Origin of the sequence: Achromobacter ruhlandii (assembly GCF_902859695.1) — a bacterium.
Lineage (GTDB): Bacteria > Pseudomonadota > Gammaproteobacteria > Burkholderiales > Burkholderiaceae_B > Achromobacter > Achromobacter ruhlandii.
Map to the genome: position 1 here is coordinate 134,768 of NZ_CADIJL010000005.1, position 14,724 is coordinate 149,491.

At 64.8% G+C, this 14,724-nt stretch carries 15 protein-coding genes; 13 read left to right on the forward strand and 2 right to left on the reverse strand.

Annotated features, from left to right (window positions below; translation table 11 throughout):
* The first annotated feature begins 78 nt into the window (after window positions 1–78).
* The 8 genes from HV742_RS08950 to HV742_RS08985 all read left to right on the forward strand — a co-directional run bounded on the left by HV742_RS08950 (window position 79) and on the right by HV742_RS08985 (window position 8,588).
* Window positions 79–2,361 (forward strand): DEAD/DEAH box helicase family protein, encoded by a 2,283-nt coding sequence (locus tag HV742_RS08950; protein ID WP_175144851.1) that lies wholly within the window; start codon window positions 79–81, stop codon window positions 2,359–2,361.
* A gap of 160 nt (window positions 2,362–2,521) precedes the next feature.
* Entirely contained in the window at window positions 2,522–3,133 is a 612-nt protein-coding gene (gene pilL2, locus HV742_RS08955) for a PFGI-1 class ICE element type IV pilus protein PilL2 (RefSeq protein WP_003454835.1), read from the forward strand.
* Window positions 3,130–3,774 (forward strand): hypothetical protein, encoded by a 645-nt coding sequence (locus tag HV742_RS08960; protein WP_059889457.1) that lies wholly within the window; start codon window positions 3,130–3,132, stop codon window positions 3,772–3,774. Before pilL2 ends, HV742_RS08960 begins: the two co-directional genes overlap by 4 nt.
* 9 nt (window positions 3,775–3,783) lie before the next feature.
* On the forward strand, window positions 3,784–4,515 hold the full coding sequence (locus HV742_RS08965) for a TIGR03759 family integrating conjugative element protein (RefSeq protein WP_003454822.1): 732 nt from the start codon (window positions 3,784–3,786) through the stop codon (window positions 4,513–4,515).
* Entirely contained in the window at window positions 4,500–5,099 is a 600-nt protein-coding gene (locus HV742_RS08970; RefSeq protein WP_033873711.1) for a lysozyme family protein, read from the forward strand. The genes HV742_RS08965 and HV742_RS08970 overlap by 16 nt, the downstream gene beginning before the upstream one ends.
* Window positions 5,096–5,662, forward strand: coding sequence for an integrating conjugative element protein (locus HV742_RS08975; protein WP_059889462.1), 567 nt, complete (start codon window positions 5,096–5,098; stop codon window positions 5,660–5,662). The genes HV742_RS08970 and HV742_RS08975 overlap by 4 nt, the downstream gene beginning before the upstream one ends.
* Before the next feature lie 20 nt (window positions 5,663–5,682).
* The gene (gene traD, locus HV742_RS08980) at window positions 5,683–7,842 is read left to right on the forward strand and encodes a type IV conjugative transfer system coupling protein TraD (RefSeq protein ID WP_003454810.1); all 2,160 of its coding nucleotides are present in this window, start codon (window positions 5,683–5,685) and stop codon (window positions 7,840–7,842) included.
* Window positions 7,839–8,588 (forward strand): TIGR03747 family integrating conjugative element membrane protein, encoded by a 750-nt coding sequence (locus HV742_RS08985; protein WP_004265580.1) that lies wholly within the window; start codon window positions 7,839–7,841, stop codon window positions 8,586–8,588. Before traD ends, HV742_RS08985 begins: the two co-directional genes overlap by 4 nt.
* A 135-nt stretch (window positions 8,589–8,723) precedes the next feature.
* On the opposite strand, the gene HV742_RS08990 is transcribed toward HV742_RS08985, so the two are convergent.
* A complete protein-coding gene (locus HV742_RS08990; protein ID WP_003454806.1) occupies window positions 8,724–9,593 on the reverse strand; it encodes an ImmA/IrrE family metallo-endopeptidase in 870 nt (289 codons plus the stop codon).
* 2 nt (window positions 9,594–9,595) lie between these two features.
* Window positions 9,596–9,982: a helix-turn-helix domain-containing protein gene (locus HV742_RS08995; RefSeq protein WP_003454804.1), complete on the reverse strand. Its 387-nt coding sequence runs from the start codon at window positions 9,980–9,982 to the stop codon at window positions 9,596–9,598.
* 276 nt (window positions 9,983–10,258) lie between these two features.
* Here HV742_RS08995 and HV742_RS09000 point away from each other — a divergent pair, with 276 nt between their 5' ends.
* Genes HV742_RS09000 through HV742_RS09020 form a run of 5 tightly spaced genes read left to right on the forward strand, consistent with a single transcriptional unit; the run spans window position 10,259 to window position 14,715 of the window.
* A complete protein-coding gene (locus tag HV742_RS09000; RefSeq protein WP_003454802.1) occupies window positions 10,259–10,483 on the forward strand; it encodes a DUF2188 domain-containing protein in 225 nt (74 codons plus the stop codon).
* A 5-nt stretch (window positions 10,484–10,488) separates the two neighbouring features.
* Window positions 10,489–11,490 carry a CBASS cGAMP-activated phospholipase gene (locus HV742_RS09005; protein ID WP_003454800.1) on the forward strand — a complete coding sequence of 334 codons (1,002 nt, stop codon included), beginning with the start codon at window positions 10,489–10,491 and terminating at the stop codon, window positions 11,488–11,490.
* Window positions 11,484–12,626: a CBASS cGAMP synthase gene (locus HV742_RS09010; RefSeq protein ID WP_059889464.1), complete on the forward strand. Its 1,143-nt coding sequence runs from the start codon at window positions 11,484–11,486 to the stop codon at window positions 12,624–12,626. The genes HV742_RS09005 and HV742_RS09010 overlap by 7 nt, the downstream gene beginning before the upstream one ends.
* Window positions 12,623–14,251 carry a ThiF family adenylyltransferase gene (locus HV742_RS09015; RefSeq protein WP_059889466.1) on the forward strand — a complete coding sequence of 543 codons (1,629 nt, stop codon included), beginning with the start codon at window positions 12,623–12,625 and terminating at the stop codon, window positions 14,249–14,251. Before HV742_RS09010 ends, HV742_RS09015 begins: the two co-directional genes overlap by 4 nt.
* Window positions 14,239–14,715, forward strand: a complete 477-nt coding sequence (locus HV742_RS09020) for a Mov34/MPN/PAD-1 family protein (RefSeq protein WP_003454794.1) — start codon at window positions 14,239–14,241, stop codon at window positions 14,713–14,715. Before HV742_RS09015 ends, HV742_RS09020 begins: the two co-directional genes overlap by 13 nt.
* The last annotated feature ends 9 nt before the right edge of the window (window positions 14,716–14,724 follow it).

Consider the following 14,724-nt stretch of genomic DNA (forward strand, 5'->3'; position numbering starts at 1 on the left):
CGTTCCCCTCTTCCCACCCCGGGGCATGCCATCGCCCCGCAGGGGAGGTGCATGCCCCATTTTCTTTGGAGCATCACCATGTCCCTCGATACCGACGTTGTTCCCGCCGCCGACAGCACGCCCATCCAGGGCGACCTGCTCGAAGCGGCCGCTTCTCCCTTGGCCTTGAGCCTTCAGGATTTCGTCGCCGAGTTCGGCGACGAGCTGCTGGATTCGCTCAACCGCGCCACCCCTCCCGTCTACACCGGCCAGGCCCGGTCGCACCGCCAGCTCGTGCTGGCCAGTCTCAAGCGCAAGCTGTTCCAGGCGCAGGCCGAGGTGGTACATGCCGTCACCGAGCTGTTGGCCGACCGTGGCGAACGCGCCGCGATCGTCAATGGCGAGATGGGCTGCGGCAAGACGACCGTCGGCATCGCCACGGCCGCCGTGCTGCACGCCGAAGGCTACCGCCGCACTCTGGTGCTGTCGCCGCCCCACCTGGTCTACAAGTGGCGCCGCGAAATCCAGGAGACGGTGGCCGGTGCCAAGGTCTGGGTGCTCAACGGCCCGGACACGCTGGTCAAGCTCATCAAGCTGCGCGAGCAGTTGGGCGTACCGGCGCGCGGCCAGGAGTTCTTCGTGCTCGGGCGCGTGCGGATGCGCATGGGTTTCCACTGGAAGCCCGTCTTCAACGTGCGGCGCACGCGGCACGGCGAAGTAGGCGCATGCCCGGACTGCGGCCAGGTCATCACCAACCTCGACGGCGAGCCGATCAACCCGGTCGAACTCGAAGCCGAGGACTACCGCCGCCGGTGCAGCCATTGCGCCGCACCGCTGTGGACGCTGATGCGACCGAGGAGCCTGTCCGCCAGCGACCAGTCCACGGCCGTCTTCAAAGCCTTGCAGCGCATCCCGACCATCGGGGAAGTCACCGCGCAGAAGCTGATGCGCAAGTTCGGCGACTCCTTCCTGGCGTCCATGCTCGGCGACAACATCCACGAGTTCATCAACCTCATGGATGCCAACGGCGAGCTGGTCTTCTCGGATCGCCAAGCGCACCGCATGGAGCGGGCGATGGCGAACATGGAGTTCGGCTTCGGCGAGGGCGGCTACCAGCTGTCCGAGTTCATCAAGCGCTACCTGCCGCAAGGCACGTTCGACCTGCTCATCGCCGACGAGGCGCACGAGTACAAGAACGGCGGCTCCGCACAGGGCCAAGCGATGGGGGTGTTGGCGGCCAAGGCACGCAAGACGCTGCTGCTCACCGGCACGCTGATGGGCGGCTACGGCGACGACCTTTTCCACCTGCTGTTCCGAGCCCTGCCGGGGCGAATGATCGAAGATGGCTACCGCCCGACCAAGAGCGGCAGCATGACCTCGGCCGCGATGGCGTTCATGCGCGATCACGGCGTCCTCAAGGACATCTATTCCGAGAGCACCGGCACGGCGCACAAGACGGCCAAGGGCAACAAGATTTCGGTGCGCACCGTCAAGGCGCCGGGCTTCGGCCCGAAGGGCGTGCTGCGTTGCGTGCTGCCGTTCACGGTCTTCCTCAAGTTGAAGGACATCGGCGGCAATGTGCTGTCGCCCTACGACGAGGAGTTCCGCGAGGTGGCGATGGACACGGCGCAAGCCGCGGCCTATCGCGATCTGTCAGGTCGGCTGACCACAGCGCTGAAAGAAGCGCTGGCGAAGCGCGACACGACGCTGCTCGGCGTGGTCCTCAACGTGCTGCTGGCCTGGCCGGATTGCTGCTTCCGGTCGGAGGCGGTGGTGCACCCGCGCACGCGCCAGACCTTGGCCTTCGTTCCGGCTCAGTTCAACGAGCTGGAGGTGATGCCCAAGGAGCGCGAGCTGATCGAGATCTGCAAGCAGGAGAAGTCTGCGGGTCGCAAGACGCTGGTCTATTCGGTCTACACCGGCACGCGCGACACCACGTCGCGCCTGAAGGTGCTGCTGGAGCAGGAAGGCTTCAAGGTGGCGGTGCTGCGCGCAAGCGTGGATGCCTCCCGCCGCGAGGACTGGATCGCCGAGCAGTTGGACCGCGGCATCGACGTGCTGATCACGAACCCGGAGCTGGTCAAGACGGGTCTCGACCTGTTGGAGTTTCCGACGATCGTGTTCATGCAGTCGGGCTACAACGTCTACAGCCTGCAGCAGGCGGCCCGGCGCTCATGGCGCATCGGCCAGAAGCTGCCGGTTCTCGTGATCTACCTCGGCTATGCGGCTTCCTCGCAGATGACCTGCCTGGGGCTGATGGCGCGAAAGATCATGGTCTCGCAGAGCACGTCGGGAGACGTGCCCGAGTCGGGATTGGACGTGCTGAACCAGGACGGTGATTCCGTCGAGGTAGCACTGGCCCGGCAACTCGTCGCGGCCTGATCCACCCACCCACGCCGGCTGCCCTTCGGGGCGCCGGCTTCTTTTTTCCGTGCATCGATGGCGCGCGATGAAGTCGGGCGCCTGCCAGTTCCCTTTGTTTGCTGCCCGAACGCTTCGCGGCGGCGATGGTGAGGGCTCCGTGTTCCAGGGAACTTGCCCCATGCAACCACTCACCTGCGTCGCCCACCGCCTGGCTGTGCCTGCATTGCTCGCCGGCTGCGTACTGATGGCCGGCTGCGCCACCACGGGCGTGGCGAATCCCCCGACGGCCGCTGCCACCGCGCCCGAGCCTTCGGCGTTTGTCAGGGCCATCGCCCCGGAGTCTGAGCCGAACCTGATCCCGGTGGCGCGCTACGGGCGCTACACGCTGGTCGAGATGGTGCCCGAGCCGGCGCAGCGCGACCTGCTGCGGCAGGTGATCGAGATTTCGATTCCGCCGACCTTGGACGCGAGCGTCGGCGATGCGCTACGGCACGTGCTGCTGCGCACCGGCTACCGCCTTTGCGACGCGCCGGACGCCGCTTCGCTGTTCACGCTGCCGCTGCCGGCGGCGCATCTGCGGCTCGGGCCACTGCCGTTGCGCGATGCCTTGCTGGCGCTCGCCGGGCCGGCCTGGGAGTTGTCCGTCGATGACGCTGCGCGCGCGGTGTGCTTCGCGCGCGTGACGACTGCGCGTGCGCCGAGTGCAAGCCCGATTCCCGCGCCTCCGGCACCGAGCGCGCCGGCCGACGAACCCGCCGATCCCCATGTGCCCCAGGAGGCCCAGCCATGACCATCCCGCAGCTTCCCGACGAGAATGCCGGCCGCGCGCGCTGGTTGAAGATCACAGCGGCCGCGTGGCTGCTGCTCGTGAGCATCCTCGCGGTGGTCAACAGCGTGGGCCTGTCGCGCCTGAGCGAGCAGAGCCAGGCCAGCGCCCAGGACGCGCACGTGCAGGCGCTCAACACGCGCGTCGCCGAACTCGAACAGCAGGCGGCGACCTCGAAGAATCAGCCCAAGCCTGTCACCCAGCCCGACTTCGAGGCCACCCGCAAGGCGCTGGACGAACGCCTGGCACAGGTGGAGCAGGCCCAGGCCACAGACGCCCATGCCGGCGACGTGCAGGCGCTGCAGGCCCGCGTGGGCGACATCGAAGCCCGCATGAAGCGAACCGCCGCGCCTGCCGCAGCACCCCAGCGCACCGCCGAGCCGGCCAAGCCCAAGGTGCCCGAACCGCCATTCCACGTCGTGGGTGTGGAGCTGCGCGGCGGAGAGCGCTTCCTGTCGGTGACGGCACCCAAGGCGTCGTCGGTGCTGGACGTGTGGCTGCTGCGCGAAGGCGATGCCGTGGGCGCGTGGCATCTGCTGGCGATCGAGGCACGCGCCGCCGTGTTCCGCGTGGACGGCCAGACCCAGCGCCTCGCGCTGCCGTAGGGGCCGGCCATGAAGCACGCCGCGATCTGCTTCGCCGCCATCCTCGCCGCTGTCGCAGGAACGGCAGGCACGGCCTCGGCACAGTCGGCGCCGGTCGCGTCCTCGCGCACGGTGCCCGCCCAGATTCAGAACAGCAGCGACGCCGCGCTGGACGAACGGCTGGCGCGCGATTGGGGCCTGCGCTCCGATGAGTGGGCGCGCTACCGCCAACTGATGCAGGGGCCGCTGGGCATCTATTCCCCGAACCTCGATCCGCTCACGGCGCTGGGCATCGAGGCGCGCAGCGACGAGGAACGCAACCGCTATGCGGAGCTGCAGGTGCAGGCGGAATCGAAGCGCGTGGGCAAGACGCTGGCCTACCAGCGGGCCTACGACGCGGCGTGGAAGCGGCTCTATCCGGGACAGCAGCGCGTGAACATGCCGGGTGCGAAGGCGCCGGGCGCCGGCAACCGGGGCTCGGGCCGGCTGGCGGTTTTCGTGAAGGCCGAGTGCCCGTCGTGCGAGCAGCGCGTGCGCCAGCTGCAGGTGGCCGGCACCGCCTTCGACCTCTACATGGTCGGCAGCCGCCAGGAGGACGCCCGCATCCGCCAGTGGGCGACGCAGGCTGGCATCGACGCCGGCCGCGTGCGCTCGCGCGCCATCACGCTCAACCATGACGCCGGGCGCTGGCTGTCACTCGGCCTGCCCGGCGATCTGCCCGCCGTGGTGCGCGAGGTCAACGGCCAATGGCAGCGCCAATAGCGGCATCGAGTTTGGCTCGCCGCGCCGGCCGCGCGGCAGTGGCCCTGGTGCTCTGCGCCTGCACGGCCATCGCCTTCGGCCAGGAGGTGCCACCACCCGCCTACCAGCTCGCCGCCCAGCAGGCGGGTGTGCCGTCGCCGGTGCTGTACGCGGTGGCGCTGCAGGAGAGCGGCGCGCGGCTGCGTGGCCGCCTGATCCCCTGGCCTTGGACGCTCAACGTCGCCGGCCGCGCCGAACGCTACGCCACACGGGCCGGGGCCTGCGCCGGCATTCGCCAGGCGCTCGCCCGCGTGCCGGCCAATCGCATCGACGCCGGACTCGGCCAAGTCAACCTCGGCTACCACGCGCAGCGCTACGAGCATCCCTGCGAACTGCTCGACCCGTACCGCAACCTCGCCATCGCCGCGGAAATCCTGCAGGAGCAGCACACGCCGGGCGAGGACTGGTTGATCGCCATCGGCCGCTACCACCGCCCCGCGGGCGGGGCGCCTGCCGCCCGCTACCGCCGCAGTGTCCACCAGCACCTGACCCGCGTGCTCGGGCCGGGCGCTGCACTTCCCACTGCCCGGAGCCCCATGTCATGAACCGCATCCTCCTTGCCGCCATGGCGGCACTGCTGGCCGCCACGGCCCACGCACAGGGCCGCGGCCCGGTCATCAAGAGCAGCTCCCCGCCGTTGATCGTCGTCGAGGACAAGGGCGGCAGCTCGGCACTGCCGCACTACCGGGCCTTGAACCCGCAGGATGCGCAGCCCAGTCAGCCAGCCACGCCGCAACCAGCGCCGCAATCCAGGCCGCGCATTGGCGGCCCGACCGATGCCGAGGCGGCCATGCTGCCGGTGCGCTCGATGCGGCTGACACCCGGCGACGAGCCGCGCCGCGTGATCCGCGCGCCGGGCCTGACGCCGCTGTTCCTGGTCGGCGACGACGACCGCTCGCGCGACTGGCTCCAACAGCGGGGCAAGGACTTACAGGCGCTGCGCGCCGTGGGGCTGGTGGTCAACGTCGCGACACCCGAAGCACTGGCCGCGCTGCGCCGCCTCGCGCCGGGCTTAGTGCTGTTGCCCGTCTCGGGCGACGACCTGGCGCAACGCCTGGGCATCAAGCACTACCCGGTGCTGATCACCGCCACGGGCATCGAGCCCTGACGTGACGTGAAGCGCCCGCCATGGCCCAGTCCCAAGCCGTCGAAGTCCTGCTGCGGCCAGCGGTGGAGCTATACACCGTCGCGGTCTGTGCGGGCGCCGCGTTTCTGTGCCTGGTGGCCCCGTGGTCGCTCGCGCTGAGCCCCTTGCTGGGCCTGGGCAGCGCGCTGGCCTTCCTGACCTTCGGCGCGCTGCGCTTGCACGACGCCTGGGCCATCTTGCGCTACCGGCGCAACATCCGGCGCCTGCCGCGCTATGTGATGACCAGCCGCGACGTGCCGGTCAGCCAGCAGCGGCTATTCGTCGGCCGGGGCTTTCGCTGGGACCAGCGCCACACGCACCGGCTGATGCAGACCTACCGGCCGGAGTTCCGACGCTACGTCGAGCCGACGGCGATCTACCGGATGGCGCGGCGCATGGAAGAGCGCCTGGAGTTCGCGCCGTACCCGTTGTCCAAGATGGCGAAGGCCCTGGCCTGGGACAACCCGCTCAACCCGGCGCGTCCGCTGCCGCCGGTGGGCGGTATGCCGCGGCTACACGGTATCGAACCGCACGAGGTCGACGTCACGCTGCCATTGGCCGAGCGCGTCGGCCATAGCCTGGTGTTAGGTACGACCCGCGTCGGCAAGACGAGGTTGGCCGAGCTGTTCATCACCCAGGACATACGGCGCAAGCTCAACGGACAGCACGAGGTCGTGATCGTCTTCGATCCCAAAGGCGATGCGGACCTCCTGAAGCGCATGTACGTGGAGGCCAAGCGTGCCGGGCGCGAGGGCGAGTTCTATGTGTTCCACCTGGGCTGGCCGGACATCTCCGCGCGCTACAACGCGGTGGGACGCTTCGGGCGCATCTCGGAAGTTGCCACGCGCATCGCCGGCCAGCTTTCCGGTGAAGGCAACAGCGCGGCGTTCCGCGAGTTCGCCTGGCGCTTCGTCAACATCATCGCGCGGGCGTTGGTCGAGCTGGGGCAGCGGCCCGACTACCTGCTGATCCAGCGCCATGTCATCAACATCGATGCGCTGTTCATCGAGTACGCCCAGCACTACTTCGCCCGGAACGAGCCCAAGGCCTGGGAGGTCATCGTCCAGCTCGAAGCCAAGCTGAACGACAAGAACATCCCGCGCAACATGATCGGCCGCGAGAAGCGCGTCGTCGCGCTGGAGCAGTACCTGTCGCAGGTGCGCATCTACGACCCTGTGCTCGACGGCCTGCGCAGCGCGGTGCGCTACGACAGGACGTACTTCGACAAGATCGTCGCATCGCTCCTACCGCTGCTGGAGAAGCTGACCACCGGCAAGATCGCGCAGTTGCTGGCGCCGAACTATTCGGACCTCGCCGACCCACGCCCGATCTTCGACTGGATGCAGATCATCAGGAAGCGGGCCGTGGTCTATGTCGGCCTCGATGCACTATCGGACGCGGAAGTCGCGGCGGCGGTCGGCAATTCGATGTTCTCCGACCTCGTATCCGTCGCGGGTCACATCTACAAGTTCGGCATCGACGACGGCCTGCCGGGTGCCGCGACGGGCATCAAGGTGCCCATCAACGTCCATGCCGACGAGTTCAACGAACTCATGGGCGACGAGTTCATACCCATGGTCAACAAGGGCGGCGGCGCGGGCGTCCAGGTCACGGCCTACACGCAGACCCTCTCGGACATCGAGGCGCGCATCGGCAACCGCGCGAAGGCGGGCCAGGTCGTCGGCAACTTCAACAACCTGTTCATGCTGCGCGTGCGCGAGACCACCACGGCCGAACTGCTGACGCGCCAACTGCCCAAGGTCGAGGTCTACACGACGACGGTGATGAGCGGCGCCACCGACAGCTCAGACCCGACCGGCAACACCGCCTTCACGTCGAACACGCAGGACCGCATCAGCAGCAACAGCGTGCCGCTGATCGAACCAGCGCACGTCGTGGGCCTGCCCAAGGGCCAATGCTTCGCGCTGATCGAGGGCGGCCACCTGTGGAAGGTGCGCATGCCACTGCCGGCGCCCGACCCCGACGAGGCCATGCCCAAGGATCTGCAGGAACTGGCCGGCTACATGCGGCAGCACTACGTCGAGGCCGGCGAGTGGTGGGACAACAAGGGGCTTCCCGGCCTGCAGGACCAGGCGCTGCCCGACGATCTGCTGGCCGACTTCAAGCAGATGGCCAGCGCGGATGAAGGGGCCACGGCATGAGCGACCCCGCCGTCGCCGTCCAGCGCCAGCAGGTTCGCCAGCAGGGCCTGATCGCAGGCCTCATCACGCTCCCGTTCCGGCTGTTCGGGGTGTTGGCCGGTTCGCTGGTGCTGTGCATCGCGATCGAGTGCATCGGCATGCACTTCTTCTGGCCCGAGCAGGGCTGGCGCCATGCGCAGGGCATGCTGAACTACGAGCTGTCGCAGGTCTCGGAGCATTTCACGCAAAGCGTGCTGGTGCAGGAGCCGGGGCGCAGCGCCCTCCAGCTCGTCGAGTGGGCCTACCAAGGACTGTTCGTGAAAACGGGCCTGCTGGACTGGATACGCGACGCGGCGGCGCAATCGCGTGCCGGCGCGCGCAGCCAGGCGCAGGACTTCCGCTACTACATCGGTCAGCTCTACGTGCATGTCGAGAGCTACCTGATCGCCTCGGCGTACACAGTGCTGGTGTTCCTCGTGCGGCTGCTGGTGCTGGTCCTGACCTTGCCGCTGTTCCTGATGGCGGCCTTCACCGGCCTGGTGGACGGGCTCGTGCGCCGCGACGTGCGCGGCTTCGGCGCCGGCCGCGAATCGGGCTTCGTCTACCACCGGGCGAGAGCCAGCCTGATGCCGCTGGCGGTGCTGCCCTGGGTCACTTACCTCGCGCTGCCGGTCAGCGTGCATCCGCTGCTGATCCTGCTGCCCAGCGCGGCGCTGCTCGGCGTCGCGGTGTGCATCGCGTCGGCGACGTTCAAGAAGTATCTGTGAAAGCGGTTCAAGATAATCTCCGTCTCACTCTTCATGGCGACTCATCGACACCAAACATCTTTTGACCTTTGACACTGCATCCAGCCTACATCTTCGAGGCCATGTGGCCACTCAGACACACGAACGCAAATGGCCTCAGCGGCGCCTGCTGCGTCCCGGCCACGGTAGCTGCCCAGTGAGTTCAGCCAAGCCACCGTCGTCCTCGACGCGTACACCGAAGCGGTTCACTTCGACCTCAGGTAAATCGTCGCTGTCGAACCAGAGCAGCGAGGTCGTGGTGTCAGTACGTGCGTAGTGCCTGGAGAGTTCCCAGAGATCGAGGCCCTTTTCCCAGTTGTCGAACCAGATGTCTTGTGCAACCTCATCTGTGTCGGCAGCACTGCTGCCTGAAGAACGGAGACGGTGAGCCACAGAGCCGACAGGAATGGCAGACCTGGGAGATATCCAAGCCCCAGCCTGTCGCAAACTGGTGGAGCGTGCCGCGTAGCGCACTGCACCGCGCTCCATGGTGACGAAGGCGCAAGGGATGTCGCTGAGGGAGGCGAACCGCGACGCAGCGGCGGGAAATGATGTGCTGAAAAGCGCCGCCATGCCCTGGATCAGCTCCAGCGAAGGTTCTTCCTTGGGCACAAGCGATAGCCATTGCTGATACGGCATCAGCAACTCGGCGGCGAAAGTGTCGCATGCGATTTCGTTCGGATGCCGCTTCGCATAGGACCAGGACGGCACCTCTTCGTGGCTCGATTCCAGCGCAAGGACGATATGCGCAATTTCGTGGCAGATGGTGAAGCGTTGGCGTTCTTCTGTCTCCAGCGAATTCACCGTGATCACGTGCTTGCCATTCGGCTTGGTGATCGTGTAGCCGGACTCCCCCTCACTAAGCTCCTCTTTCTTGACTTTGGCGTTGGCCGCGACCACATAGGGCGTCAGGTCTTCTCGGATGCCGGACACATCAACCTTCGCAACAAAGGCCCGTGCTTTCTGTGTGACATCCGCTTCATCCATATTCAGTCGTCCTCGTCCTCGAATGCTCGCTGTATCCGGGCGATCAGTGTCGCGGGATCGGGCCTTGTATTTCCACGATGCCTCACGCCTGCTGCAGCCGAAAAGATGTCGATGCTGATGGAAGGATCGTTCAGCACGAATTCAACAAGGCGGGGATCGGCCTCCGCATGGTCGACAAGCCACATCACCAGCGCAGCATCTCTTTCACCTGGTTTGAGAACCTTCAGCAGCTTCTCGACTAAGTCCACTGACGGATTTGTCTTTTCGCCGGACTCCAGCCGGTGGACATAGGCATGGTCCACCGAAGACAGTTGACCGATTTCGCGCAATGAGAGGGTTCTGCGCTCGCGTAGCGTCTTGAGGGCGACGCCCAGGCCTGTTTGTGACATCCGTTCCGTTCCTTGTGGCTGCGGCGGACAACGGTGTGTGTCCGGTCCGAAGCAGTTGCGTTCTGCGGCACCAAGCCCACCATTTGCAGCTTGGCACCAAGTCTGATACATTGTTGTCCAGCCAGACAACAGAAGTGAGTTCTACGACTGCAGCAAGTTGATTTGGCTTGACTCGCCCGTTGTCTGCAAGAGCAACGAATTTTGCTTCAACCGGTGGTCATTGGCAACCCGGCCGGCTGGCCGGGGTCTCGATGGTTCAACTTTAGGAAATTCGCCATGACAGGCAAAAATCAGCATGTAGTTCCTCACCAGGACGGTTGGGCCGTCAAGGGTGCCGGCAATCAACGGGCAACCTCCGTGCACGATACGCAGCAGCAGGCCATTGACGCGGCGCGGGACATCGCACGCAACCAGCAGTCCGAACTGGTCATCCACCGTCCGGACGGTCGCATCCGTGACAAGGACAGCCACGGTAACGACTCCTTCCCGCCGAAGGGCTGAGTGCCATGATGGGCGTGCCCACCTACCATGTGCTCGCCCTGTCTGGGGGCGGCTATCGCGGCTTGTACACAGCGACGGTTCTTGCCGAGCTTGAAGCCGTGCTAGGCCGCCCCATCGCTTCGCACTTCGACCTGATCTGCGGCACCTCTGCAGGCGGGATGCTGGCCTTGGGGCTGGCCGCGGAAATCCCCGCCATTGAACTCAAAGCCTTGTTCGAACGACAGGGCTCCCGCATCTTTGGTTGCCGAAGTCTCGCTCGGCGCCTTCTGGGCTTCTGGTTGACCGCCAAGCACGACTCCGCAGGGTTGCGGGGCGTGCTGACCGAGCGCTTTCAAGACGCCACGATCGGCAACTTGAAGCACCGCGTTCTCGTGCCAGCCGTCAACTACTCGACGGGGCGCGGCCAGTTCTTCAAAACGCCTCACCATCCCTCATTTGAGATGGACCACCGCATGAGGATCGTGGATGTGGCGTTGGCGACCGCCGCTGCGCCCGTTTACTTTCCGCTAGCGCGCAACGATCGTGGCGTCTTTGCGGATGGAGGACTGGTCGGCAATGCGCCAGGACTGTTCGGGCTGCACGAAGTCAATACGTTCCTCGCGCCGAAACAGAATGCACTGGTCCGGGTGCTGTCCATCGGCACGATGACGATCGGTGCAACCGTCCGTGGCGGCGCCAGCCTCGACCGCGGATTCGGCAAGTGGCGCGGAGGGCTGTTCGATCTGGTGATCTCTGCCCAGGAGTCGTCGGTGGACTACATGCTGCGCCAGTCGTTGGGTAGCAACTACTTCCAGATCGACGACAAGGCCACGCCCGATCAAAGCAAGGACGTAAAGGCGCTGGACCGGGTTTCCATCGGCGCCACGAATACGCTGAAGGACCGCGGCAATCATGCAGCGCAGCGCGCGCTTGGCGACCCTCTTTTCCAACCGTTTCGAGCGCACCAGGCCGGCGCACCCACCTTCTATCACGGCCCCAACAAGAATGTGCCGGAGGCCGAATGCTGAACCTGAGCCCGCTTTTCTTTACCACCGTCGATGACGAATCCTGCATGCATGACGAGCTGGATCTGTCGCCCGAGCAACGAGCCTGGATCGCCAGCGCCCGAAATGATGTCAGGAACTGCCTTCGCACCGGAATTCCGCGCGTGCTGCGCGAACGCGGGTACACGGACGACGTGCCGCAGCCACGCTTCTTCACGCAAGGATCGTGGGCGTACAAGACCTTGAACGGCCCGGCACAATGGCCCCAGCAGGCGGATGTCGATGATGGTTGCTATCTGCCGTTGAGTTTTGTCTCGCAGACGAAGCGTCCCAGCAGGGCCACAACGGTGTTCTTTGCAGCTGCTGAAGAAGCCTTGAGGCTGTTGGTCGAGGAGAAGCACTGGAAGCTTGTCACCGACAAGCCGACATGCATCCGGATTGTCATTGCGGCCTATGCCCACATCGACATTCCGTTGTACGCCATCCCCGACGAAGAATTCGTCACGCTCGCGAAAGCCTCGATGGAGCGATACGGCTATGACTCGCTGACGGAGGCGGTGAACATGGCAGAGCGGGATGCCTGGACGGCATTGCCCGCTGATAAAGTGCTCCTGGCTCACCGCGAGTGCAACTGGATGCCCTCCGACCCCAGGCCTGTGAAGGAATGGTTTTTGGGCGAGGTGGAGGCCAGGGGCGAACAGTTCCGCCGCGTGATTCGCTACTTGAAGGCGTTTCGCGATTGGCGGTGGTCGAGCGGTGGACCGGCTTCGATTCTGTTGATGGCCGCTGCGGCTCCGCTATTCGAGAAGCGGGATCGGCGCGACGACCTGGCGTTGCTGGATGTCGTCGCGGCATTGCCGGCCCGGCTGCGCGCGGGGGTGAACAACCCCGTTGATGAGTCGGAGTCGCTTACTGCACGCCTTGGTAAAGAGGGCGTCGAAGAGGCTGCGAAAGCGTTCGAAGCATTCGAAAAAGTGCTGCGCGGAGCCACCAACGCCGGCAGCCCTTCACAGGCCTGCGTCTGGATGCAAGGCGAATTCGGTCCGCGTTTTCCGAACGAGCCGGACCGGGTCAAGGTGGTATCCGTTGTCGCCACCATTGCCGCAGCGCCGGCTACGGCTGGTCCGAGCGAATTGGTCGGGCGCACGAAGGCCGGATGAGCAGCGTCGCCGTGGTCTCCGATGTGGTCGAAGCCTTCAGGCTGCAAGGCTTCGAGTTTGTCGGCAAGACGGACGACGGCTGGTTCAAGCTGAGGGGGCCGTTGATCCCGTGCGGCGCGGACGATGGCATTCCATGTGAGGTTCAGCTCGACCCTACCTTCTTCGACCTGCCTCGCATTCGGCTGCTCGAAATTCCGCCTGAACTGCCCAATGCAGTTCCTCATCTTGGCGCGGAGGGCGGCCTTTGCTATCTGGCCAAGGGAACTGTCGTGCTGGACATCTACGATCCTGTAGGGCAGTCCTTGGCGTGCCTGCAACGGGCGGCAGCGGTGCTCGGGCAGATCTTGAAGGGCGAGATGATCGAAGATCTCGCCGAAGAGTTCTTTGCCTACTGGAACGGCTGGCTTTGTTTTGTGGACATGCAAGGCGAAGATCTGGGGCGACAAAACTGTATCGTTGCGCAAGCCAATGGGAATCCACTCTGGTTCATCACCGACAACGAAGATCGAACAACAAGAAAGTTGCATTCACTCGGCTACCAGGTCACTGATAAAACGGTGCTGACATACCGGGTCAAGACCACCGCGCAACCCCGCCCACTAACCAGCCACTGGCCCCCCGAAACGGTGGGGGACGTCTTGGCTTGGCAAAGCACCCTGGACCCACGGTGTCGGCGCAAGATTCACGAACGAATCAAGGAAGGGCAAAGCAAAAAAGCAAATGGCGTCCTGATCATCATCGAATCGCCACTGATGACCTACGGCTTTGCCGTGCTCTTTGACCACCAAGTGAGTCAAAAGACCAAGCTTGCTGATCGCAGGGATTCGAGTTTTGGGCTGAAGGTAATGCCCGTCTCAGTGATCAGGATCGATGAACGGTATCTGGCCCAGCGCAACATCCCCAAGTCGAAAACGTTGGCGGGGAAACGAATCGCACTTGTGGGTTGCGGCACGATCGGCGGATACCTCTCGGACATGCTGGTCAAGGCCGGGGCAGGATCATGCGGAGGGAAACTCACGCTGGTGGATTTTGATGGCCTCCTTCCACAGAACATCGGACGGCATCGGCTCGGCTTCCCGGACCTGTTGTCGAACAAGGCTGAGGCGATGGCGAAGGAACTCAAGCGCTTGTCGCCAGGCGTCGAGGTTCATGCGCTCCCCGTGGACGTGAGACAGGCCCAACTGGGAAAGCTGGACCTACTCATCGATGCCACCGGCGAAGAATCCCTCGGGCATTGGCTGTGCGGCCGCTACAGGGCTCCCACGCCCATGCTTTCTGTTTGGATCGAAGGGCCGGGAACGGCTGTGCGTGCGCTCCTGAGAACGAACGCATCGGGTGCGTGCTACCGATGCCTATGGCAGAGCCACAGAAGAGGCGAACTTCGCTCGACCATTGATGCTCTGCCTAACATCTTGGCAGGCCACGGGTGCGAGGGCTTGTATGTGCCATTTCCGGCTTCGGTGTCGGTGCAGGCAGCCAGCTTGGGTGCTGAGATGGCCCTTGATTGGGTCAAGGGCGTCCACTCTCCTGCATTGCGGACCCGGCTGATCGACCAGACCCATCATCTGGCCACGCCTGACTGCGATCCTCTGCGAGATCATGATTGCCCTCTATGCAATTCCTAGGGTCCTGGGCAACTGGCGACAAGAGCAGGTTGCTGCATTTTTCGACCCAGACGCTGGAGACATTCAGTCAGCATATCCAGGCTAGTGATGCCGACTGCGAAGCGGGCGGACTCTTGCTTGGTTCTGTACATGGAGCCCATTTGCTCATTGAGCAGGCGACGGTTCCTACCGCGTGGGACAAGCGGTTTCGCTATCTGTTCGAGCGGATGCCGTTTGGTCATGAGGCTATTGCGTTGTCGCGATGGACGGCGAGTCAGGGAACTGTCCGCTATTTAGGCGAATGGCATACCCACCCGGAAGACCATCCCCAGCCTTCTAGCCTTGACAGATCTGAATGGACTTTGTTGGCAGCGCAGCGTCGGGACAAGCGGCCAGTGCTCGCTGTCATCATCGGGCGTAGATCTCTGTATGCAGAGTTGGTGCCGAGATCAGGCGAAGGGTCGATATTCTTCCCCGTGGAGTAGAGCACTAGC

Bases quoted from the DNA above. Each gene is read 5' to 3' on its own strand.
- HV742_RS08990 (WP_003454806.1), bottom strand. From the start codon at position 9,593: ATGGATGAAGCGGATGTCACACAGAAAGCACGGGCCTTTGTTGCGAAG.
- HV742_RS08995 (WP_003454804.1), bottom strand. From the start codon at position 9,982: ATGTCACAAACAGGCCTGGGCGTCGCCCTCAAGACGCTACGCGAGCGC.
- pilL2 (WP_003454835.1), top strand. From the start codon at position 2,522: ATGCAACCACTCACCTGCGTCGCCCACCGCCTGGCTGTGCCTGCATTG.
- HV742_RS08970 (WP_033873711.1), top strand. From the start codon at position 4,500: ATGGCAGCGCCAATAGCGGCATCGAGTTTGGCTCGCCGCGCCGGCCGC.
- HV742_RS08960 (WP_059889457.1), top strand. From the start codon at position 3,130: ATGACCATCCCGCAGCTTCCCGACGAGAATGCCGGCCGCGCGCGCTGG.
- traD (WP_003454810.1), top strand. From the start codon at position 5,683: ATGGCCCAGTCCCAAGCCGTCGAAGTCCTGCTGCGGCCAGCGGTGGAG.
- HV742_RS09010 (WP_059889464.1), top strand. From the start codon at position 11,484: ATGCTGAACCTGAGCCCGCTTTTCTTTACCACCGTCGATGACGAATCC.
- HV742_RS08965 (WP_003454822.1), top strand. From the start codon at position 3,784: ATGAAGCACGCCGCGATCTGCTTCGCCGCCATCCTCGCCGCTGTCGCA.
- HV742_RS09015 (WP_059889466.1), top strand. From the start codon at position 12,623: ATGAGCAGCGTCGCCGTGGTCTCCGATGTGGTCGAAGCCTTCAGGCTG.
- HV742_RS09000 (WP_003454802.1), top strand. From the start codon at position 10,259: ATGACAGGCAAAAATCAGCATGTAGTTCCTCACCAGGACGGTTGGGCC.
- HV742_RS08975 (WP_059889462.1), top strand. From the start codon at position 5,096: ATGAACCGCATCCTCCTTGCCGCCATGGCGGCACTGCTGGCCGCCACG.
- HV742_RS09005 (WP_003454800.1), top strand. From the start codon at position 10,489: ATGATGGGCGTGCCCACCTACCATGTGCTCGCCCTGTCTGGGGGCGGC.
- HV742_RS08985 (WP_004265580.1), top strand. From the start codon at position 7,839: ATGAGCGACCCCGCCGTCGCCGTCCAGCGCCAGCAGGTTCGCCAGCAG.
- HV742_RS08950 (WP_175144851.1), top strand. From the start codon at position 79: ATGTCCCTCGATACCGACGTTGTTCCCGCCGCCGACAGCACGCCCATC.
- HV742_RS09020 (WP_003454794.1), top strand. From the start codon at position 14,239: ATGCAATTCCTAGGGTCCTGGGCAACTGGCGACAAGAGCAGGTTGCTG.